This window comes from Rhodococcus sp. C26F (genome assembly GCF_053345925.1).
On the sequence record NZ_JBKFBA010000006.1, the window covers coordinates 69,347 to 86,485 of the forward strand.

General features: G+C 73.3%; 3 protein-coding genes and 1 pseudogene. All 4 read right to left on the reverse strand.

Annotated elements, in window-relative coordinates:
• On the reverse strand, nucleotides 1-400 hold a 400-nt coding region (locus ACLBYD_RS10005; RefSeq protein WP_447816305.1), incomplete at its 3' end, for an FAD-dependent oxidoreductase.
• The gene (locus ACLBYD_RS10010) at nucleotides 397-591 is read right to left on the reverse strand and encodes a ferredoxin (protein WP_085470249.1); all 195 of its coding nucleotides are present in this window, start codon (nucleotides 589-591) and stop codon (nucleotides 397-399) included. The genes ACLBYD_RS10005 and ACLBYD_RS10010, both read right to left, overlap by 4 nt.
• Nucleotides 588-1,763 (reverse strand): cytochrome P450, encoded by a 1,176-nt coding sequence (locus ACLBYD_RS10015; protein ID WP_447816306.1) that lies wholly within the window; start codon nucleotides 1,761-1,763, stop codon nucleotides 588-590. The genes ACLBYD_RS10010 and ACLBYD_RS10015 overlap by 4 nt, the downstream gene beginning before the upstream one ends.
• 81 nt (nucleotides 1,764-1,844) lie before the next feature.
• Nucleotides 1,845-17,139, reverse strand: a pseudogene (locus ACLBYD_RS10020) (amino acid adenylation domain-containing protein); the annotation flags it as partial.

Here is a 17,139-nt window from a genome sequence, read left to right on the forward strand (position 1 = left end):
CGCGCAGGGCGAGGGCGTCGTCGAGGGTGCGCAGCACCAGCGCCTCCCCCAGCGGCCGGGGGCGCGCGCCGGTGGCGATGACGAGCCCGTCGAACGCCAGCGCGGTGCCGTCGTCGAGGTGCACGAGCCGTGCGTCCACGTCCAGGCCGACCGCGGCGACGCCGAGGCGTTCGGTGGCGCCGTGCGCGGGGGCGGCGAGTTCGTGGGAGCCGCCGTCGGTGAGCAGCGCCTTCGACAGCGCGGGCCGCGAGTAGGCGGGGACCGGTTCGTCGCCGACGACGGTCAGCTGCCCGGTGAACCCGGCGCCGCGCAGGTTGTCGCAGGCGGTCTGCCCGGCGATGCCGTTGCCGACCACCACGATCCGCTCCATGACGGTGCCCGGGGGAACTGCGGTGCTCATGCGAGCTTGAGGGCGGCGACGGGACACACCCGCACGGCGGCGCTCGCGGCCGCGGCCTGCGGGCTGCCCTCGGGCACCTCGACGATGTCGAGGACCAGTTCGCCGTCGTCGTCGAGATGCATCAACTCGGGTGCGGCCTCCTCGCACAGGCCGTGGCCTTCGCAGCGGGGACGGTCGAGGGTGATCTTCATGCGGGCACAACCTCCAGGATCTCGAGGGCGTCGATGGAACGGGTGGTGTTGCTGGGCACCCGGATCGGCTCGGCGGCGACGAGGCGGCGCGCGTGCCGGGCCAGGGCGGCGATGATCGCGTGCGCCTCGAGGCGGGCCAGTCCCTGCCCGGCGCAGCCGTGCGGGCCGTAGCCGAAGGACAGGTGATCGACCGGGTTGCGGGCCACCCGGAACGAATCCGGGTCGTCGTAGTGCCGCGGGTCGCGGTTGCCGGAGCCGAGCAGCACCGCCGCCTGCGACCCGCCGGGGATCAGGTGGCTGTCGATCTCGATGTCGCGGGTGACGGCGCGGCCCCAGGCGTGCAGCGGCGCCCAGTAGCGCAGCACCTCCGCGAAGGCGGACGGCACCAGCGTCGGATCGGCGCGCACGAGGTCGAACTGGTCGGGGAACGCCGCGAACAGCGCGATGAGGTTGCCGATCGAGGCGATGGTGGTGTCCACCCCGGCCCCGAGATACTGGTGGATGATGTGCCCGGCGCTGCCGGCGGGGATGGCGCCGCGCGCCTCGGCGTCGAAGATGCCGCGCCCGACCGAGCCGAGGGTCAGATCCTCGGCCTGCACCTGTGAGCACCACGCGTACAGCTCCCCGGCGATGGGGAAGTTCTCGGCGGTGCGCTGGTTCATCGGGCCGAGGACCTCCATGGCGGCCTGTCCCCAGCGCAGCATGTTCGCGCGTACCTCGCCGGTGAAGCCGATGAGATCGGCGACGACCTCGAGCGGGAAGGCGCGGGCGAGGGCGTCGATCGCCTCGAAGGAACCTGTGGTGACGAGGTCTACGACGAGTGTGTCGGCCTTGGTCTCGATGGTGGTCTTGAGTCCGCGCAGCGCGCGCGGCGAGAGGTTCTCGGTGAGGGTGGCGCGCAGTTCGGTGTGGACGGGCGGGTCCGAGGCCAGGGAGGTGCCCTGGAGGGCGTCGTTGGCGGCGGGGTTGAAGGCGATGGCGCGGGAGGAGAACGTCGCGGTGTCGGCGAGGGCGCCGCGGATGACGTGGTAGCGGGTCAGGGCGTAGACGTCGTGGCGCGGCAGGTACACCACGGGGCCGAGTTCGCGCAGCTGCGCGAAGGTCGGATAGGGGTCGACGAGGACGTCGTCGGCGAACAGGTCGACGTCGGCGGTGGGAGGGCTGCTGGTCACGCCCTCAGTGAATCGACCCCCCGGGGGTTAATCCAACTCATAATGTGCATCCTCGATCATGCATAGCGTGCATGACGTGGGTCAGTTGCGGCGGTCCCCGTTGCGCCCGGCGGCCTGCACCTCGATCCGTCCCCACCGGCGCAGCGCCGCGTCGCTCTCGGTCAGCCGCGCCGAGAGCACCGCAATGATCGTCTCCACCGCCCGGGCGCTCACCATCTCGTGGTGATCGCAGTCGAGCCGGTACTGGTGGATCTCCCCGGCGATCACGTTGTGCCAGGCCGCCACCGCCGGGACGGGCGCCTCCGAGCGGGCCGCGGTGAAGAACAACGCGTCCCCGTCGAAGGTGTCCGGTTCGTGCCGCCGCGCGGCGCGGGCGGTGTCGGTCGACCCGGCGTGCAGCCGTTCGAGGTGGGCGGCGGTCAATCCGGTGCCGCCGCCGAACGCCTCGTCGAGCGCCGCGGCGGCGTGCTCGAAGCTCGGCTCGCCGTCGTCGACGGGAAGCCCGAGATCGCGCAGCATGTCACGGGTGCCGAGGGCCGGGGACGCCCCGACCACCAGGTGGCTGTCGAGCAGCGCGAGGGTGTCGACGACCGCCCCGGCGCGGCGCAGTTCGACGGCGACGGCGTGCGCGACCACCCCGCCGAGCGACCAGCCGAGCAGGTGGTACGGGCCGTGTGGCTGCACCCGGCGGATCTCCCGCACGTAGTGGCGGGCCAGCGCGGTGATGGTGTCGTGCCGCGGACCGCCGGACAGTGCCGGCAACTGCAGTCCGTAGACGGGCCGATCGTCGTCGAGGCGGTGTGCGAGGGTGCTGTACGGCCAGGCCAGCCCCGCGGCGGGATGGATGCAGAACAGCGCGGTGCCGGTGCCGGGGCGCAGCGGCACGAGCACCCGGAACGCCTCGTCGACCCCGCTGCTCGCCTCGGACTCGCCGCTGCTCAGGTGCGCGGCGAGTTCTGCCGGGGTCGGGTGCGTGAAGATCGACGCGATCGGCACCCGCCGCCCGAGTCGTTCCCCGAGTGCCGGCAGCAATCGGGTGGCCAGCAGCGAGGTACCTCCGAGATCGAAGAAGTCGTCGTCGACCCCGACCCGGTCGAGACCGAGATGCTCGGCGAACAGGTCGGTGACGAGCTTTTCGAGGTCGGTGCGCGGTGCCCGGTAGTCCCCGGCCGGGGCGGTGAAATCCGGGGCGGGCAGCGCGGCGCGGTCGAGTTTGCCGGCCGGGGTGAGCGGGATGTCGTCGAGCACGGTGAGCACCGCCGGCACCATGTGCGGCGGAAGATGCTGCGCGACGAACGTTTTCACCTCGGCGGCGGTGACATCGGCGTCCGGGGCGAGGCGGAGATAGGACACCGGCACGGCCTGCCCGGACGGCGCGGTGTGGCCGAGGGTGTGGGCGAAGACCACCTGTGGGTGCGCGGTCAGTGCCGCGTCGATCTCGCCGAGCTCGACGCGGAAGCCGCGGATCTTGACCTGGAAGTCGGTGCGGCCGACGTAGTCGAGGCGATGATCGGCGGTCCACCGCACCAGATCCCCGGTGCGGTACATCCGCTCCCCCGTGCCGGTGGGGTCGGGCACGAACCGGGCGGCGGTCAGCGCGGGCCGGTCGTGGTAGCCGCGGGCCAGACCCGGCCCGGCGACATACAGTTCCCCGGCCACCCCGACGGGCACGGGCTGGAGCCGTCCGTCGAGGACCAGTGCGCGGAAGCCGCGGCTGGGGGTGCCGATGGTGACGGGCTCGCCGACGGTGAGCGGGTCGCCGAGGGAGGTCATGATCGTCGCCTCGGTGGGACCGTAGGCGTCGATCACCCGCCGCGACGCCGCCCAGCGTGCCACCAGCTCCGGCGGCAGTGCCTCGCCGGCGACGAGCAGGGTGTGCAGCTCGGGGACGGTGTCCGGATCCAGCGAGGCCAGTGCGGTGGGGGTGATGAAGGCGTGGCTGACCCGCTGCGCACGCAGCACCGCGGCGAGGTCGTCGCCGCCGTAGACGTGCGGCGGTACGACCGCCAGCGTCGCCGCCGCGCACAGCGCCATCATCTGCTCGAAGATCGACGCGTCGAAGCTCGGCGACGCCAGATGCGACACCCGGGCCGCAGGAGTGACCTGCAGCCGCTCGCGTTCCTCCCGGGCCAGGGAGGCCAGCCCGCGGTGGGTGACCGCCACGCCCTTGGGGCGCCCGGTCGAACCGGAGGTGTAGATCAGGTAGGCCGGATGATCCGGGCGCAGCGCCACCGGCCGGTCCGCGTCGCCGATCGGTGCGACCGGCCCGTCGGTGAGGTCGATCTCGTCGAGGACGAGCCAGTCCACCTCGTCGGGCAGCGCAGCGCGGTGCGCGGCGACGGTGATGCCGGTACGGGCGGCGCTGTCGTCGAGCATGAAGGCGATGCGGTCGGCCGGGTAGGTGGGGTCGACCGGCACGAACGCCGCGCCGCTGCGCACCGTCGCCCACACCGCGGTGACCGACTCGAGCGAGCGCGGGATCGCCAGGGCGACGACCTGTTCGGGTCCGGCGCCGCGGTCGAGCAAGTGTCGCGCGAGCCGGTGCGCGCGGGCGTCGAGCTCGCGGTAGGTGAGCTGCCGGTCGCCGTCGACGACCGCGACGGCATCCGGGGCGGCGGCAACAGCGGTGTCGAGCAGCTGTGGCCACAGCACCGCCGGTTCGGCCTCCGGTCCGATCGCGGGCACCAGCGCGGTGTGTTCGGCGGCGGTGAGCAGGTCGAGATCGCCGACGGGGCGGTGCGGGTCGGCGGCGATCGCGTGCAGCAGCCGGGCGAACCGGTCGGCGAAGCCACGCACCGTCTCGGCGTCGAACAGGTCGGTGGCGTAGACGAAGGCGGCGTCGAGACCACCCTCGGCGTTCTCCCCGACGAGCAGTTCGAGGTCGAAGTTGCACACCGTCGGGTCGAGGGCGACGCCCTGCACGCTCAGGTGCGGCAGCTCCACCGCGGGCAGCTCGGCGGTGTGGAATTCGATCGAGACCTGGAACAGCGGCGAATGTGCGGTCGAGCGGGTCGGGGCGAGCGCGTCGACGACCCGGTCGAAGGGCAGGTCGGCGTGCGCGAAGGCATCGAGGTCGCTGTCGGTGACGGCGGCGAGCAGCTCGGTGAACGACGCTTGCGCGGGCACCGCGGTGCGCAGCACGACGGTGTTGACGAACATGCCCACCAGATCGTCGAGGGCGCGGTGACCGCGACCGGCGACCGGCGAGCCGACGGCGATGTCGTCGCTGCCGGACAGCCGCGCGAGCAGCACCGCGAACGCTGCGTGCACGGTCATGAACACGGTGCTGTGCCGCGCGGCGGCGAGTTGCTGCAGCCGGGCGAGCAGATCGGCGTCGACGGTGAAGCGGGTGATGTCGCCGCGGAAGGACTGCTGCGGCGGCCGGGGCCGGTCGGTGGGCAGCGGCAGCACCTCCGGCAGCCCTGCGAGGCGCTGCTGCCAGTAGGTGGTCTGGTCGGCGGCGAGGGTGCCGGGGCCGTCCGGGTCGCCGAGCCGGTCGAGTTGCCACAGGGTGTAGTCGGCGTACTGCACCGGCAGCGGACCGAACGCCGGGGTCTCCCCGCGGCTGCGGGCGGCGTAGGCGATCATCAGGTCGCGGGCGAGCGGGCCGGTGGAGCCGCCGTCGGCGGCGATGTGGTGCACGACCAGCACGGCGAGATGGTCGTCGCGGCCGAAGGAGAACACCCGCGCCCGCACCGGGATGTCGACGGTGACGTCGAATCCGGCGCCGAGGAAGTCGCCGATGGCGGTGTGCACGGTGTCCTCCCCGGCGGGTACCACGTCCAGCGGCAGCGGGGCGTCGGCGGCGGCGAGGATCCGCTGGTGCGGTCNNNCCGGCCGCCGACGCCGGGTAGACGGTGCGCAGGCTCTCGTGCCGGGCCAGCACGTCGTGCAGGGCGGCGCCGAGCGCGGCCGGGGACAGATGCCCGGACAACCGGATGGCCAGGGGGATGTTGTAGGCGGCGGAGGTCGGGTCGAACTGGTTGATGAACCACAGTCGCTGCTGCGCCGGGGAGAGCGGGATGTGCTCGGGCCGCGGACCGGCGACCGGGCCGAGGACGGTGCCGGCGGCGGGTTCCTCGACCTCGGTGGTGGGTCGGTCGTCGAGGTGCGCGGCGAGCGCGGCGACAGTCGGTGCTTCGAACAGGGCGCGTACCGGCACGGGTCGGCCGAGCCGGTCGCCGAGGCGGGCGACGGCGCGGGTGGCGAGCAGCGAATTGCCGCCGAGGTCGAAGAAGTTGTCGTCGACGTCGAGCCGGTCGAGACCGAGGATCTCGGCGAGTTCGTCGGCGACGAGGGACTCGAGCGGATCGGTGGGCGCCGGGCGGTCGCCGGTGCCGGAGGTCAGCTCCGGTGCCGGCAGGGCGGCGCGGTCGAGTTTGCCGACCGGGGTCAGCGGGATCTCGTCGAGCACGCTGATCACGGTGGGCACCATGTGTGCCGGAAGACGCGCGGCGACATGGGTTTTCACCGCGGCGGGGTCGAGGTCGGCGCCGGGCGCGGGGTGCAGGTGGGCGACGAGGACCGTCTCCCCGCTCGGGGCGCGGTGCGCGACGGTCGCGGCGAACCCGACGGCCGGGTGGGCGGCGAGCACGGCGTCGATCTCGCCGAGTTCGACGCGGAAGCCGCGGATCTTGATCTGGAAGTCGCTGCGCCCGACATATTCGATGCGCAGATCCCGCCGGTCGAGGTCACCGACCCAGCGCACGAGATCTCCGGTGCGGTACATGCGTTCGCCGGGGGCGCCGTAGGGGTCGGCGACGAACCGGGCGGCAGTCAGCGCGGGCCGGGCGTGATAGCCGCGGGCCAGGCCCCAGCCGGCCAGATACAGCTCACCGACGGCGCCGAACGGCACCGGCCGCAGCGCGGTGTCGAGGACGACGGCGTGCACCCCGCGCAGCGGACCACCGAGGGTCAGCGGGTCGTCGACACCCAGGGGGTCGCTGATCGCGGCCATGATGGTCGTCTCGGTGGGCCCGTAGGCGTCGACGAGACGCCGCCCGGGCGCCCAGGTGGCCTGCAGGTCGGCCGGCCACGCCTCCCCACCGACCGCGAGATCGGTGAAGGCGGTCAGATCCGCCGGATCGAGGGAGGCGAGCGCGGCGGGGGTGATGAACCCGTGGGTGACCCGCTGCTCGCGCAGCAGCACACCGAGTTCGGCGCCGCCGACGATGTGCGGGGGCACGACCACCAGCTCGGCACCGGACCCGAACGCGAGGAGGTATTCGAAGATCGACGCGTCGAAGCTCGGCGACGAGACGTGCATGACCCGCGCACCGGGACCGGCGTGGAAGCGGCCGCGCTGATCGCGCGCGAAGTTCTCCAGGCTGCGGTGGGTGGTGAGCACACCCTTGGGGCGGCCGGTCGAGCCGGAGGTGTAGATCAGATAGGCGGGATGATCGAGCCGCAGCGCGAGGGTGCGGTCGGTGTCGTCGATCGTCGCGGTGCTCTCCCCCGCGGCGTCGCGGTCGAGGTCGTCGAGCAGCAGCCACGGCACCGTGTCCGGGAGCCGGTCGCGGTGCGCGGGGGTGGTCAGGCCGACGGTGGCGCCGCAGTCGTCGAGCATGAACGCGACGCGTTCGGCCGGATAACGCGGGTCGACGGGCACGAACGCCGCCCCGGTCTTGGTGATCGCCCACATCGCGGTCACCGACTCGACGGAACGAGCGATGCCGAGGGCGACGAAGGTTTCCGGGCCGGCACCGTGGCGCAGGAGCACCCGCGCCAGCCGGGTGGAACGTTCGTCGAGGTCGCGGTAGGTCAGCACCCGCTCCCCGTCGCGCAGCGCCGGCCGATCCGGGTGCGCGGCGGCGGTGGCGGCCAGCAGGTGCGGCAGGGCGACGTCGCTGCCCCCGGCCGGTCCGTGCACCGGCAGCAGCGCGGCCTGCTCGGCGGCGGTGAGCGCCGGCAGCGCGGTGATCGGGGCGGCCGGGTCACCGGTCAGCGCGTCGAGCACGGCGGTGATGCGCGCGGCGATCGCGGCGACGGCGTCGCGGTCGAAGACCTCCGGCAGATACTTCATGCGCAGGTGCACCGCGGTGTCGGTGTGCACGACCACCGACAGCGGGTAGTGCGCGGCGTCGCGGCCGGTGATGTCGGCGACCCGCATGCCACCGAGATCGGTGTCGCGGTCGAGACCGGCGCGTTCGACCGGATACGACTCGAAGACGGTGAGGGTGTCGAACCGCACCGCGGCCCCGAGATGCCGGTCGAGGGTGCCCAGGTCGAGATGGTGGTGATCGAGCAGCGCGACCTGTTCGGCCTGCACCCGGTCGACGAGCCCGCCGACGGTGTCGCCGGGCCGCACGGTGATGCGCACCGGGACGGTGTTGATGAACAACCCGACCATGCCCTCGATGCCGGGGATCTGCGGCGGCCGCCCGGAGACGGTCGCGCCGAATACCACATCGGTGCGGCCGGTGAGCGCGCCGAGCACCACACCCCAGGCGGTCTGCACCAGGGTGTTGACGGTGACGCCGCGGGCGGTGGCGGTGTCGTGCAGCCGCACCGACAGGGCGGTGTCCAGGTCCAGGTCGAGGTCCTCGGAGATCCCGGCGGTGGTGCCGGGGCGGTGCTGCGGGGCGAGCAGGGTCGGCTCGTCCACCCCGGCGAGGGCGCGGCGGTAGGCGTCGAGGGAGGCCTGCGGGTCGCGGTCGGCGAGCCAGGTGAGGTAGCTGCCGTAGTGCGGCGCCGGCGGCAGTGCCCGCTGGTCCGCGTCGGTGGCGTAGAGCATCAGCAGTTCCCGGATCAGCACCGGGGTGGACCAGCCGTCGAGCAGCAGATGATGGTTCGTCAACGCCAGCAGGTGCCGGCCCGGGCCGGTGTGCACGACGGTCGCGCGCAGCAGCGGCGCGGTCTCGGTGTCGAAGCGGGTGCGCCGATCGAGGGCGAGCAGCTGCGCGGCGGCGTCGTCCGGGTCGGGGTCGTCGCTGGTGTCGGCGACGGTGAACGGCACCTCCACGTGGGTGGGGATGACCTGCACGTGCCCGTCCCCGGCGGCGGGGAACGCCGCGCGCAGCGCCGGATGCCGGTCGAGCAGCAGCTGCAGGGAGCGACGCATCCGGCTCGCGTCGACCTCGCCGCGCAGGTCGAGCACGAGCTGCACGATGTACGCGTCGGGGCGGTCCCCGGCGAGCAGTGCGTGGAAGAGCAGCCCGGTCTGCAGCGGCGCGGTCGGCCACACGGTGTCCAGGCGCCCGTAGCGCTGCTCGAGGCGTTCGATGACGTCCTGGTGCAGTCGCACCAGCGGCAGATCCGAGGGGGTCAGGCCACCGGCGTGCGGGCTGCGGGTGTGCCGCGTCAATGCGGTGGCGGCGGTGGCGAAGTGGTGCGCGAGGGCGGTGACGTCGGCGTCGTCGAGCAGCCCGGCCGGATACGACCAGTGCACCTTCAGCACCGGCCCGGTGGGGGTGTCGGCGGTGACGGCGTTGATGTCGAGCACCGCGGCGGCGGGCATGTCCGGGCTCTGCGCCCCACCGCGCGGGAAGCCGCCGATGGGCAGCCAGGGGGTGTCGGTGTCGGTGACCCCGGCGGTGGGGCGGCCGAGATAGTTGAAGCTGACCTGCGGTGCCGGCGCGTGCGCCAGGTCGGCAGCGGTGTCGGGATCGAGATAGCGCAGCAGCCCGAAGCCGGTGCCGTGGTCGGGGACGGCGGCGAGGTGTTCCTTGACGGTCTTGACAGCGCGACCGGCGGCCGGTCCGGCGGCGAGCGCGTCGTCGAGGTCGATGCCGGTCAGGTCCAGGCGCAGCGGGTGGATGGTGGTGAACCAGCCGACGGTGCCGGACAGGTCGGCGCCGGCGGCGGCGGTGCTGTCGCGGCCGTGCCCTTCGAGGTTGAGCAGCAGCGAGGTCGGGTCGTGGCCGCGGTCGCGGCGCCACGCCGCCACCGCCAGGGCGAGCGCGGTGAGCAGCCCGTGGTCGACGGCGCCGTGGAAGGCGTTGGGCACGGCGGTGAGCAGCGCCTCGGTGACCGAGGTGGGCAGTTCGGTGGCGACGGTGGTGACGGTGGCGTTGGTGTCGCGCGCCGGATCGAACGGGCGGTGCCCGAGCGGCGGGTTCGGTCCGTCGAGCACTGCGCGCCAGAAGTCGAGTTCGGTGCGGCGTTCGGGGGCGGCGTCGCGCAGGGCGTGGGCCCAGCGGCGCACGCTGGTGCCGGTGTGCGAGGGCAGCAACGCACCGGTGCCGGCGGTGCCGGCGATGGCAGCACTGCCGGCGGTGCCGGCGATGGCAGCACTGCCGGCGGTGCCGGCGATGGCAGCACTGCCGGCGGTGCCGGCGATGGCAGCACTGCCGGCCGCAGCGGCCGCCCACGCTGCGGCCAGGTCGGGGACGAGGATGCGCCAGGACACCCCGTCGACGGCGAGATGGTGGATGACGATGAGCAACCGGCCGGCGCCGCTGGTGGCGTCGAACCACACCAGCTGCACCACCCGCCCGCTGTGCGGGTCGAGTCGGTCGGCGGCGGCGTCGAGTTCGGCGGCGGCCAGGGCGAAGAAGTCGTCGCTGTCCGCGGCGCTGGTCACCGGCACCCGGTGGACGACGGTGTCGACGTCGACGCTGCCCGGGGCGGGTACGTGCAGCACGTGTCCGCCGGGGGCGTCCGGCGTCGGAAGCAGGTGCACGCGCAGCATGTCGTGCCGGTCGAGGACGGCGGTGACGATCGCCCGCAGCGTCGCCGCGTCCAGGCCGGTGGGCAGGCGCAGCAGCAGCGCCTGCGAGTAGCGGCCGATGCTGCCGCCGCGGTCGAGCATCCAGTGCGCGATCGGCGGCAGCGGCATGTCCCCGACCCCACCGCCGGGCAGCTCCGCGAGGGTCTCCGCGGGGGCGGCGGTGCCGACGACGGTGGCGAGCGCGGCGGGGGTCTTGTGTTCGAACACCTCACGCGGAGTCAGGTCCAGGCCGGCGGCCTTCGCGCGGGAGACCAGCTGGATGGACATGATCGAATCGCCGCCGAGGGCGAAGAACGAATCGTCCACCCCCACCGTCGGCAGACCGAGGACCTGCGCGAACAGATCCACCAGCACCGTTTCGGCGCCGCGCGCCGGGGCGCGGGAGACGGTGGTGCGGGCGGCGAAGTCGGGGGCGGGCAGCGCACGCCGGTCGAGTTTGCCGGTCGCGGTGACCGGCAGCGTGTCGAGCACCACCAGGGTGGACGGCAGCATGTACGCGGCGAGTTCCCCGGCGGCATGCTCGAGCACCACGTCGACGTCGAGATCGTGGCCCGTCTCGGGCACCACGTAGCCGACGAGACGTTCGGTACCGGCGGCGTCGTCGGTGTGGACGACGACCACGGCGCGGCCGACACCGGGGGCGCGCAGCAGCGCCGCTTCGATCTCGCCGAGCTCGATGCGGAAACCGCGCAGCTGCACCTGGAAGTCGGCGCGGCCGAGATATTCGATCTCGCCCTCCCGGGTGCGGCGCGCCAGGTCCCCGGTGCGGTAGAGCCGGTCGCCGGGGGCGCCGTGCGGGTCGGCGACGAACCGGGTGGCGGTCAGATCCGGGCGGTGCAGATAGCCGCGGGAGAGCTGGGCGCCGGAGACGTACAGTTCGCCGATCACCCCGGTGGGCACCGGATGCAGCCGGCTGTCGAGGATGTGCAGGCGCAGCGACGGCAACGGCGGGCCGATCAGGCTCGCCGCGGCGGTGGCGGCGAGGTCGCGGGTGATGGTGCGGGTGGTGACGTGCACGGTGGTCTCGGTGATGCCGTACATGTTCACCAGCGTCGGGGCGGTGTCGTCGTGGCGCCGGTACCAGCGGTCGAGCTGCCCGAAGTCGAGGGCTTCCCCACCGAAGATCACCCAGCGCAACGCCGGCAGGTCGGTGCCGGCGGCGCGGTCGGCGTCGATGAGCTGGTAGAAGGCCGTCGGGGTCTGGTTGAGCACGGTGACCCGTTCGCGGCGCAGCAGCGCCAGGAACTCCTGCGGGTTGCGGGCGGTGTGGTAGTCGACGACGACGAGCCGACCACCGTGGGCGAGCGCACCCCACAGTTCCCACACCGAGAAGTCGAAGGCGTAGGAGTGGAACAACGTCCACACATCGGAGGCGTCGAAACCGAACATCCCGGTGGTGTCGGTGAGCAGGGTGACGACGGTGCGGTGCGGCACCATCACACCCTTGGGGCGGCCGGTGGAGCCGGAGGTGTAGATGACGTACGCCGCCGCATCCGGGTGCACGCGTGGCAATCCGTCACCGCCACCGGGCATCTCGTCGAGGCGGGTGCGCACGGCCGGGTCGTGCAGGTCCACGACCGGTGGGGTGTGCGGGGGCAGGGCGGTGGCGTGGTCGGCGGTGGTGAGCAGGCACACCGGGGCCGCGTCGTCGAACATGTACGCGAGCCGGTCCGGCGGGAACGCCACGTCGATGGGCAGATAGGCGGCGCCGCTGTGCAATACGGCGAGCAGCGCGACGATCAGGTCGGTGCCGCGCGGCAACGCGACGGCGACGAGCCGGTCCGGTCCGGCGCCGTGCTCGACGAGCAACCGCGCCAGGCGCTGCACCCGGTCGGTGAGTTCGTCGTAGCGCAGCGACCCGTCGGGGGCGGTGACCGCGGTCGCGGCCGGGTCGAGTCCGGCGCCGCGCGTGTACAGATCGAGCAGGGTCTCCGTGGCCGGGTGCAGCGGTGCCGGGGTGGCGGGGCGTTCGTCGTCGGTGAGCAGATCGACGTCGCCGATGGGGCGGTGCGGGTCGGCGGTGACCGCGTCGAGCAGCTGCACCAGCCGCTGCGCGAAGGAGGCGACGGTGTCGGGATCGAACAGGTCGGTGGCGTAGGTGAACGCCGCCGGCATCCCGCCCGGCTCCCCCGCCCCGGCCGGGTCGGTGTCCTGCAGCGTCAGTTGCAGGTCGAACTTGGCGACGGGCAGCTCCGGGTCGAGGGCGTCGACCTCGAGCTCGGGCAGCACCAGGTGAGCCTGTTCGGTGTTGCCGTATTCGAGAACCACCTGGAACAGCGGGGACCGGTCGGTCTCGCGGGCCGGGGCGAGCACATCCACGAGGGTCTCGAAGGGCAGCTCGGTGTGCCCGAAGGCGGCGAGATCGATCTCGCGGGTGCGGTGCAGGTGGTCGGTGAACGACAGCGCCCCGTCGACGGGGGTGCGCAACACCACGGTGTTGACGAACATGCCGACCAGGTCGTCGAGGGCGCGGTGGCCGCGACCGGCGACCGGGGAGCCGATGACGATGTCGGACGTGCCGGTCAGGCGGGCCAGCAGCGCCGCGAACGCCGCGTGCACGGCCATGAACACGGTGGTGTCGTGCTCGGCGGCCAGCGCCTCGAGGCGCCGCTGCACGTCGGCGGGCACGGTGAAGCGGTGCAGGGCGCCGTGGAAGCTGCGCTGGGTGGGGCGCGGCCGGTCGGTGGGCAGCGGCAGCAATTCGGGGGCGTCGGCGAGGGTGTCGCGCCAGAACCGCAGCTGCGCGGCGGCGAGGGAGGTCGGGTCGTCCGGATCGCCGAGCAGCCGCCGCTGCCACAGGGCGTAGTCGGCGTACTGCACCGGCAGCGGCGACCGATCCGGGTCCGCTCCGCCGGTGCGGGCGGTGTAGGCGAGCATCAGGTCGCGGGCCAGCGGCGCCATCGACGAGCCGTCCGCGGCGATGTGATGCACCACCACCGCCAGCACATGGGCGTGCTCGTCCAGGCGCCACAGCCGCAGCCGCACCGGCACCGCCGCGGCCACGTCGAAACCCGCACCGACGAACTCGCCGAGCTCGGTGGGCAATTCGTCGACGGTGACCGGCCGCGCCGTCAGCGTCGGCAGCACCCGGTCGGTGTCGACGACGACCTGGCGGGGACCCTGGTCGTCGCCGGGATACCAGGTGCGCAGGCTCTCGTGCCGGTCGAGCACGTCGCGCACCGCCGCCGTGAGCGCCGCGACGTCGAGGTGGCCGGACAGGCGGATGGCGAGCGGAATGTTGTAGGCGGCGGAGGCGATGTCGAACTGGTTGACGAACCACATGCGTTGCTGCGCCGGCGACAGCGGCAACCGTTCGGGCCGCTCGGCGGCGACCAGCGGCACCCGCCCGTGCCCACCGTGATCGTCGAGGATCCGCGCGGCCAGCGCCCGCACCGTGGGCGCCTCGAACAGGGCGCGGACCCCGGCGTCGGTGCCGAGCGCGGCGTTGAGGCGGGCGACGACGCGGGTGGCGATCAGCGAGTTGCCGCCGAGATCGAAGAAGTTGTCGTCGACGGAGACCTGCGGGTGACCGAGGACCTCGGCGACGATCTCGGCGACGGTGGCCTCGAGATCGGTGCTCGGGGCGCGGTAGTCGCCGCCGAGCCGCGTCAGATCCGGCACCGGCAGGGCGCGGCGGTCGAGTTTGCCGACCGGGGTCAGCGGCAGCTCGTCGAGCACCACCACCGCGGCGGGCACCATGTGACCGGGCAGCCGCGCCGCGGCCCAGGCGCGCAGCGCCCGCGGATCGATCTCCCCGGCGGTGGTGTCGGGCAGCACGTAGGACACGAGCACGGTGTCACCGCTGGGCGCGGTGTGCCCGATGGTGTGCGCGAAGGCGATCGCGTCGTGGGCGGTGAGCGCGGCGTCGATCTCGCCGAGTTCGATGCGGAAACCGCGCACCTTGACCTGGAAGTCGGAGCGGCCGAGATATTCGACGGTGCCGTCGTGCCGCCACCGCACCACGTCACCGGTGCGGTACATGCGTTCACCGGGGGTGCCGTAGGGGTCGGCGACGAACCGCGCGGCGGTCAGGTCGGGGCGGCGATGGTAACCACGGGCCACACCCGGCCCGGCGATGTACAGCTCGCCGGCCACCCCGACGGGGACCGGCCGCAGTCGGTCGTCGAGGACGGTCTGGTGGAAGCCGACGGCGGGGCCGCCGATGGTGACGGTGTGCCCGGGCCGCAGCTGCGGGCTGACGCTGGTCTCGATGGTGGCCTCGGACGGGCCGTAACCGTTGAACATGCGCCGCCCCGGCGCCCAGCGCGCCACCAGCTCCGGTGGGCAGGCCTCGCCGGCGACGACGAGCACCTCGAGGTCGTCGAGTCCGGTGGGGTCGAGGGACGCGAGCGCGGTGGGGGTGATGAAGGCGTGGGTGACCTTCTCCTCGCGCAGCAGCCGGGCGAGTTCGTCGCCGCCGTAGACGTCCGGCGGCACGACCACCAGGGTGGCGCCGGCGCAGAACGCCTTGGTGAACTCGAAGATCGACGCGTCGAAGCTCGGCGATGCCAGGTGCGAGACGCGGGCCTGGTGGGTGATGGTGAAGTGGCTGCGCACCTCGGCGTTGAGGTTGGTCATGCCGCGGTGGGTGACCACCACGCCCTTGGGGCGGCCGGTGGAGCCGGAGGTGTAGATCAGGTAGGCCGGGTGGTCGAAGTGCAGCGCGGCGGTGCGGTCGGCGTCGGTGATGGGTGCGTCGCTCGTCGCGGCGATCCGGGCGGCGACGGCGTCGTCGTCGAGCACCAGCCACGGCACCTGCACCGGCAGCGCGTCGCGGTGCGCGGCGGTGGTGATGCCGAGGGCGGCGGCGCTGTCGGTGAGCATGTAGCTCACCCGCTCCGGCGGGTAGGCGGGGTCGACGGGCACGAACGCCGCGCCGGTCTTGGTGACCGCCCACACCACCGCGACCGATTCGACCGAGCGGGTCAAGGCCAGCGCGACCACCGTTTCCGGGCCGATCCGGTGCTCGTCGACGAGCAGCCGCGCCACGCGGGTGGACCAGGCGTCGAGTTCGGCGTAGGTGACCTGCCGGTCGGCGAAGCGCAGGGCGACCGCGTCGGGCAGGATCGCGGCGATCGAGGTGAGCAGTTCCGGCCACAGCTGCGGGGAGACCGGTGGCAGGCCCCGCGCCGGGGTCAGATCGGCCAGTTCCCGGTCGGTGACGATGTCGATGCTGCCGACCGCGATGTCGGGGGCAGCGGTGATCGCCTCGACGATGCGCACGAACCGGTCGGCGAACGAGGCGACGGTGGCGGGGTCGAACAGGTCGGTGGCGTAGGTGAACGACGCGCGGATACCGGCGGGACCGTCGGCGTCGGTGGTCTCGGCGATCGACAGCTGCAGGTCGAACAGCGCCAGCATCGGATCGAGGTCGAGGACCCGCACCGACAGATCGGGCAGTTCGATCTCGGGGCGTTCGGTGTCCTGGAATTCGAGCAGCACCTGGAACAGCGGGGTGTAGGCGGTCGAGCGGGGCGGGTCGAGGACCTCGACGAGCCGCTCGAACGGCACCTCGGTGTGCCCGAAGGCGGTCAGGTCGCCGGTGCGGATGCGATCGAGCAGCGCGGTGAACGGCTCGTCGTCGTCGACCCGGGCCCGCAGCACCACGGTGTTGACGAACATGCCGACCAGGTCGTCGAGGGCCCGGTGACCGCGCCCGGCGACGGGGGTGCCGACGACGATGTCGTCGCTGCCCGACAGGCGAGCGAGCAGCACCGTCAGCGCGGCGTGCACCAGCATGAACACCGACGCGTCGTGGGCGCGGGCGATGTCGAGCAGCCGGCGGTGCGCGGCCGCGTCGAGGGTGAACGGGATGCGGGCGCCGCGCCGCGACGGCTGCACCGGGCGGGGCCGGTCCAGCGGCAGTTCGAGCAGTTCCGGGGCGCCGGCGAGGGCTGCGCGCCAGAACCGGAGCTGTTCGGCGGCCAGGGAGCTCGGGTCGGTGTCGTCGCCGAGCACCCGGTGCTGCCAGAGGGTGTAGTCGACGTACTGCACCGGCAGCGGCGCCGAGTGCGGGGCCTGCCCGGCATGGCGGGCGCTGTAGGCGGCGATGACGTCGCGGGCCAGCGGTCCCATGGAGAAACCGTCGGCGGCGATGTGGTGGGCGACGAGGACGAGCACGTGCTCGTCCTCGGCCAGGGCGAGCACCCGGATGCGGATGGGGATCTCGGTGGCCACATCGAATCCGGCCGCGAGGATCGGGGTGAGCTCGCTGTCGAGGTCGGTGCCGTCGTCGACGGTGAGCACCGCCAGATCCGGCACGGCGGCGCCGGCGGGCACCACCACCTGCACGGGCCCGTCGTCGGTGAGCGGATAGCGGGTGCGCAGCGATTCGTGCCGGGCGACGACGTCGCCGATGGCGTGCTGCAACGCCGCCTGATCGAGCCGGCCGCTCAGGCGCAGCGCGACGGCGATGTTGTAGGCCGGGGAGGTGGTGTCGAACTGGTTGATGAACCACATCCGCTGCTGCGCCGGGGACAGCGGGACCGGGTCGGGGCGCGACCCGGCCACCGGGGCGCCGCGCCCGGCGCCGGTACGGTCGGGCTGGTCGAGATGCGCGGCGAGATCGGCGACGACCGGATGGTCGAAGATCTCCCGGATGCCGAGCTCACCGCCGGTGTCCGCGGCGAGCCGGGCGGCGGCGCGCATCGCGAGCAGGGAGGTGCCACCGAGGTCGAGGAAGTGATCGTCGGCGCCGACCCGGTCGAC

Excerpts from the sequence above, each read along its gene's own strand:
- ACLBYD_RS10010 (WP_085470249.1), bottom strand. The coding sequence starts at position 591 with ATGAAGATCACCCTCGACCGTCCCCGCTGCGAAGGCCACGGCCTGTGC.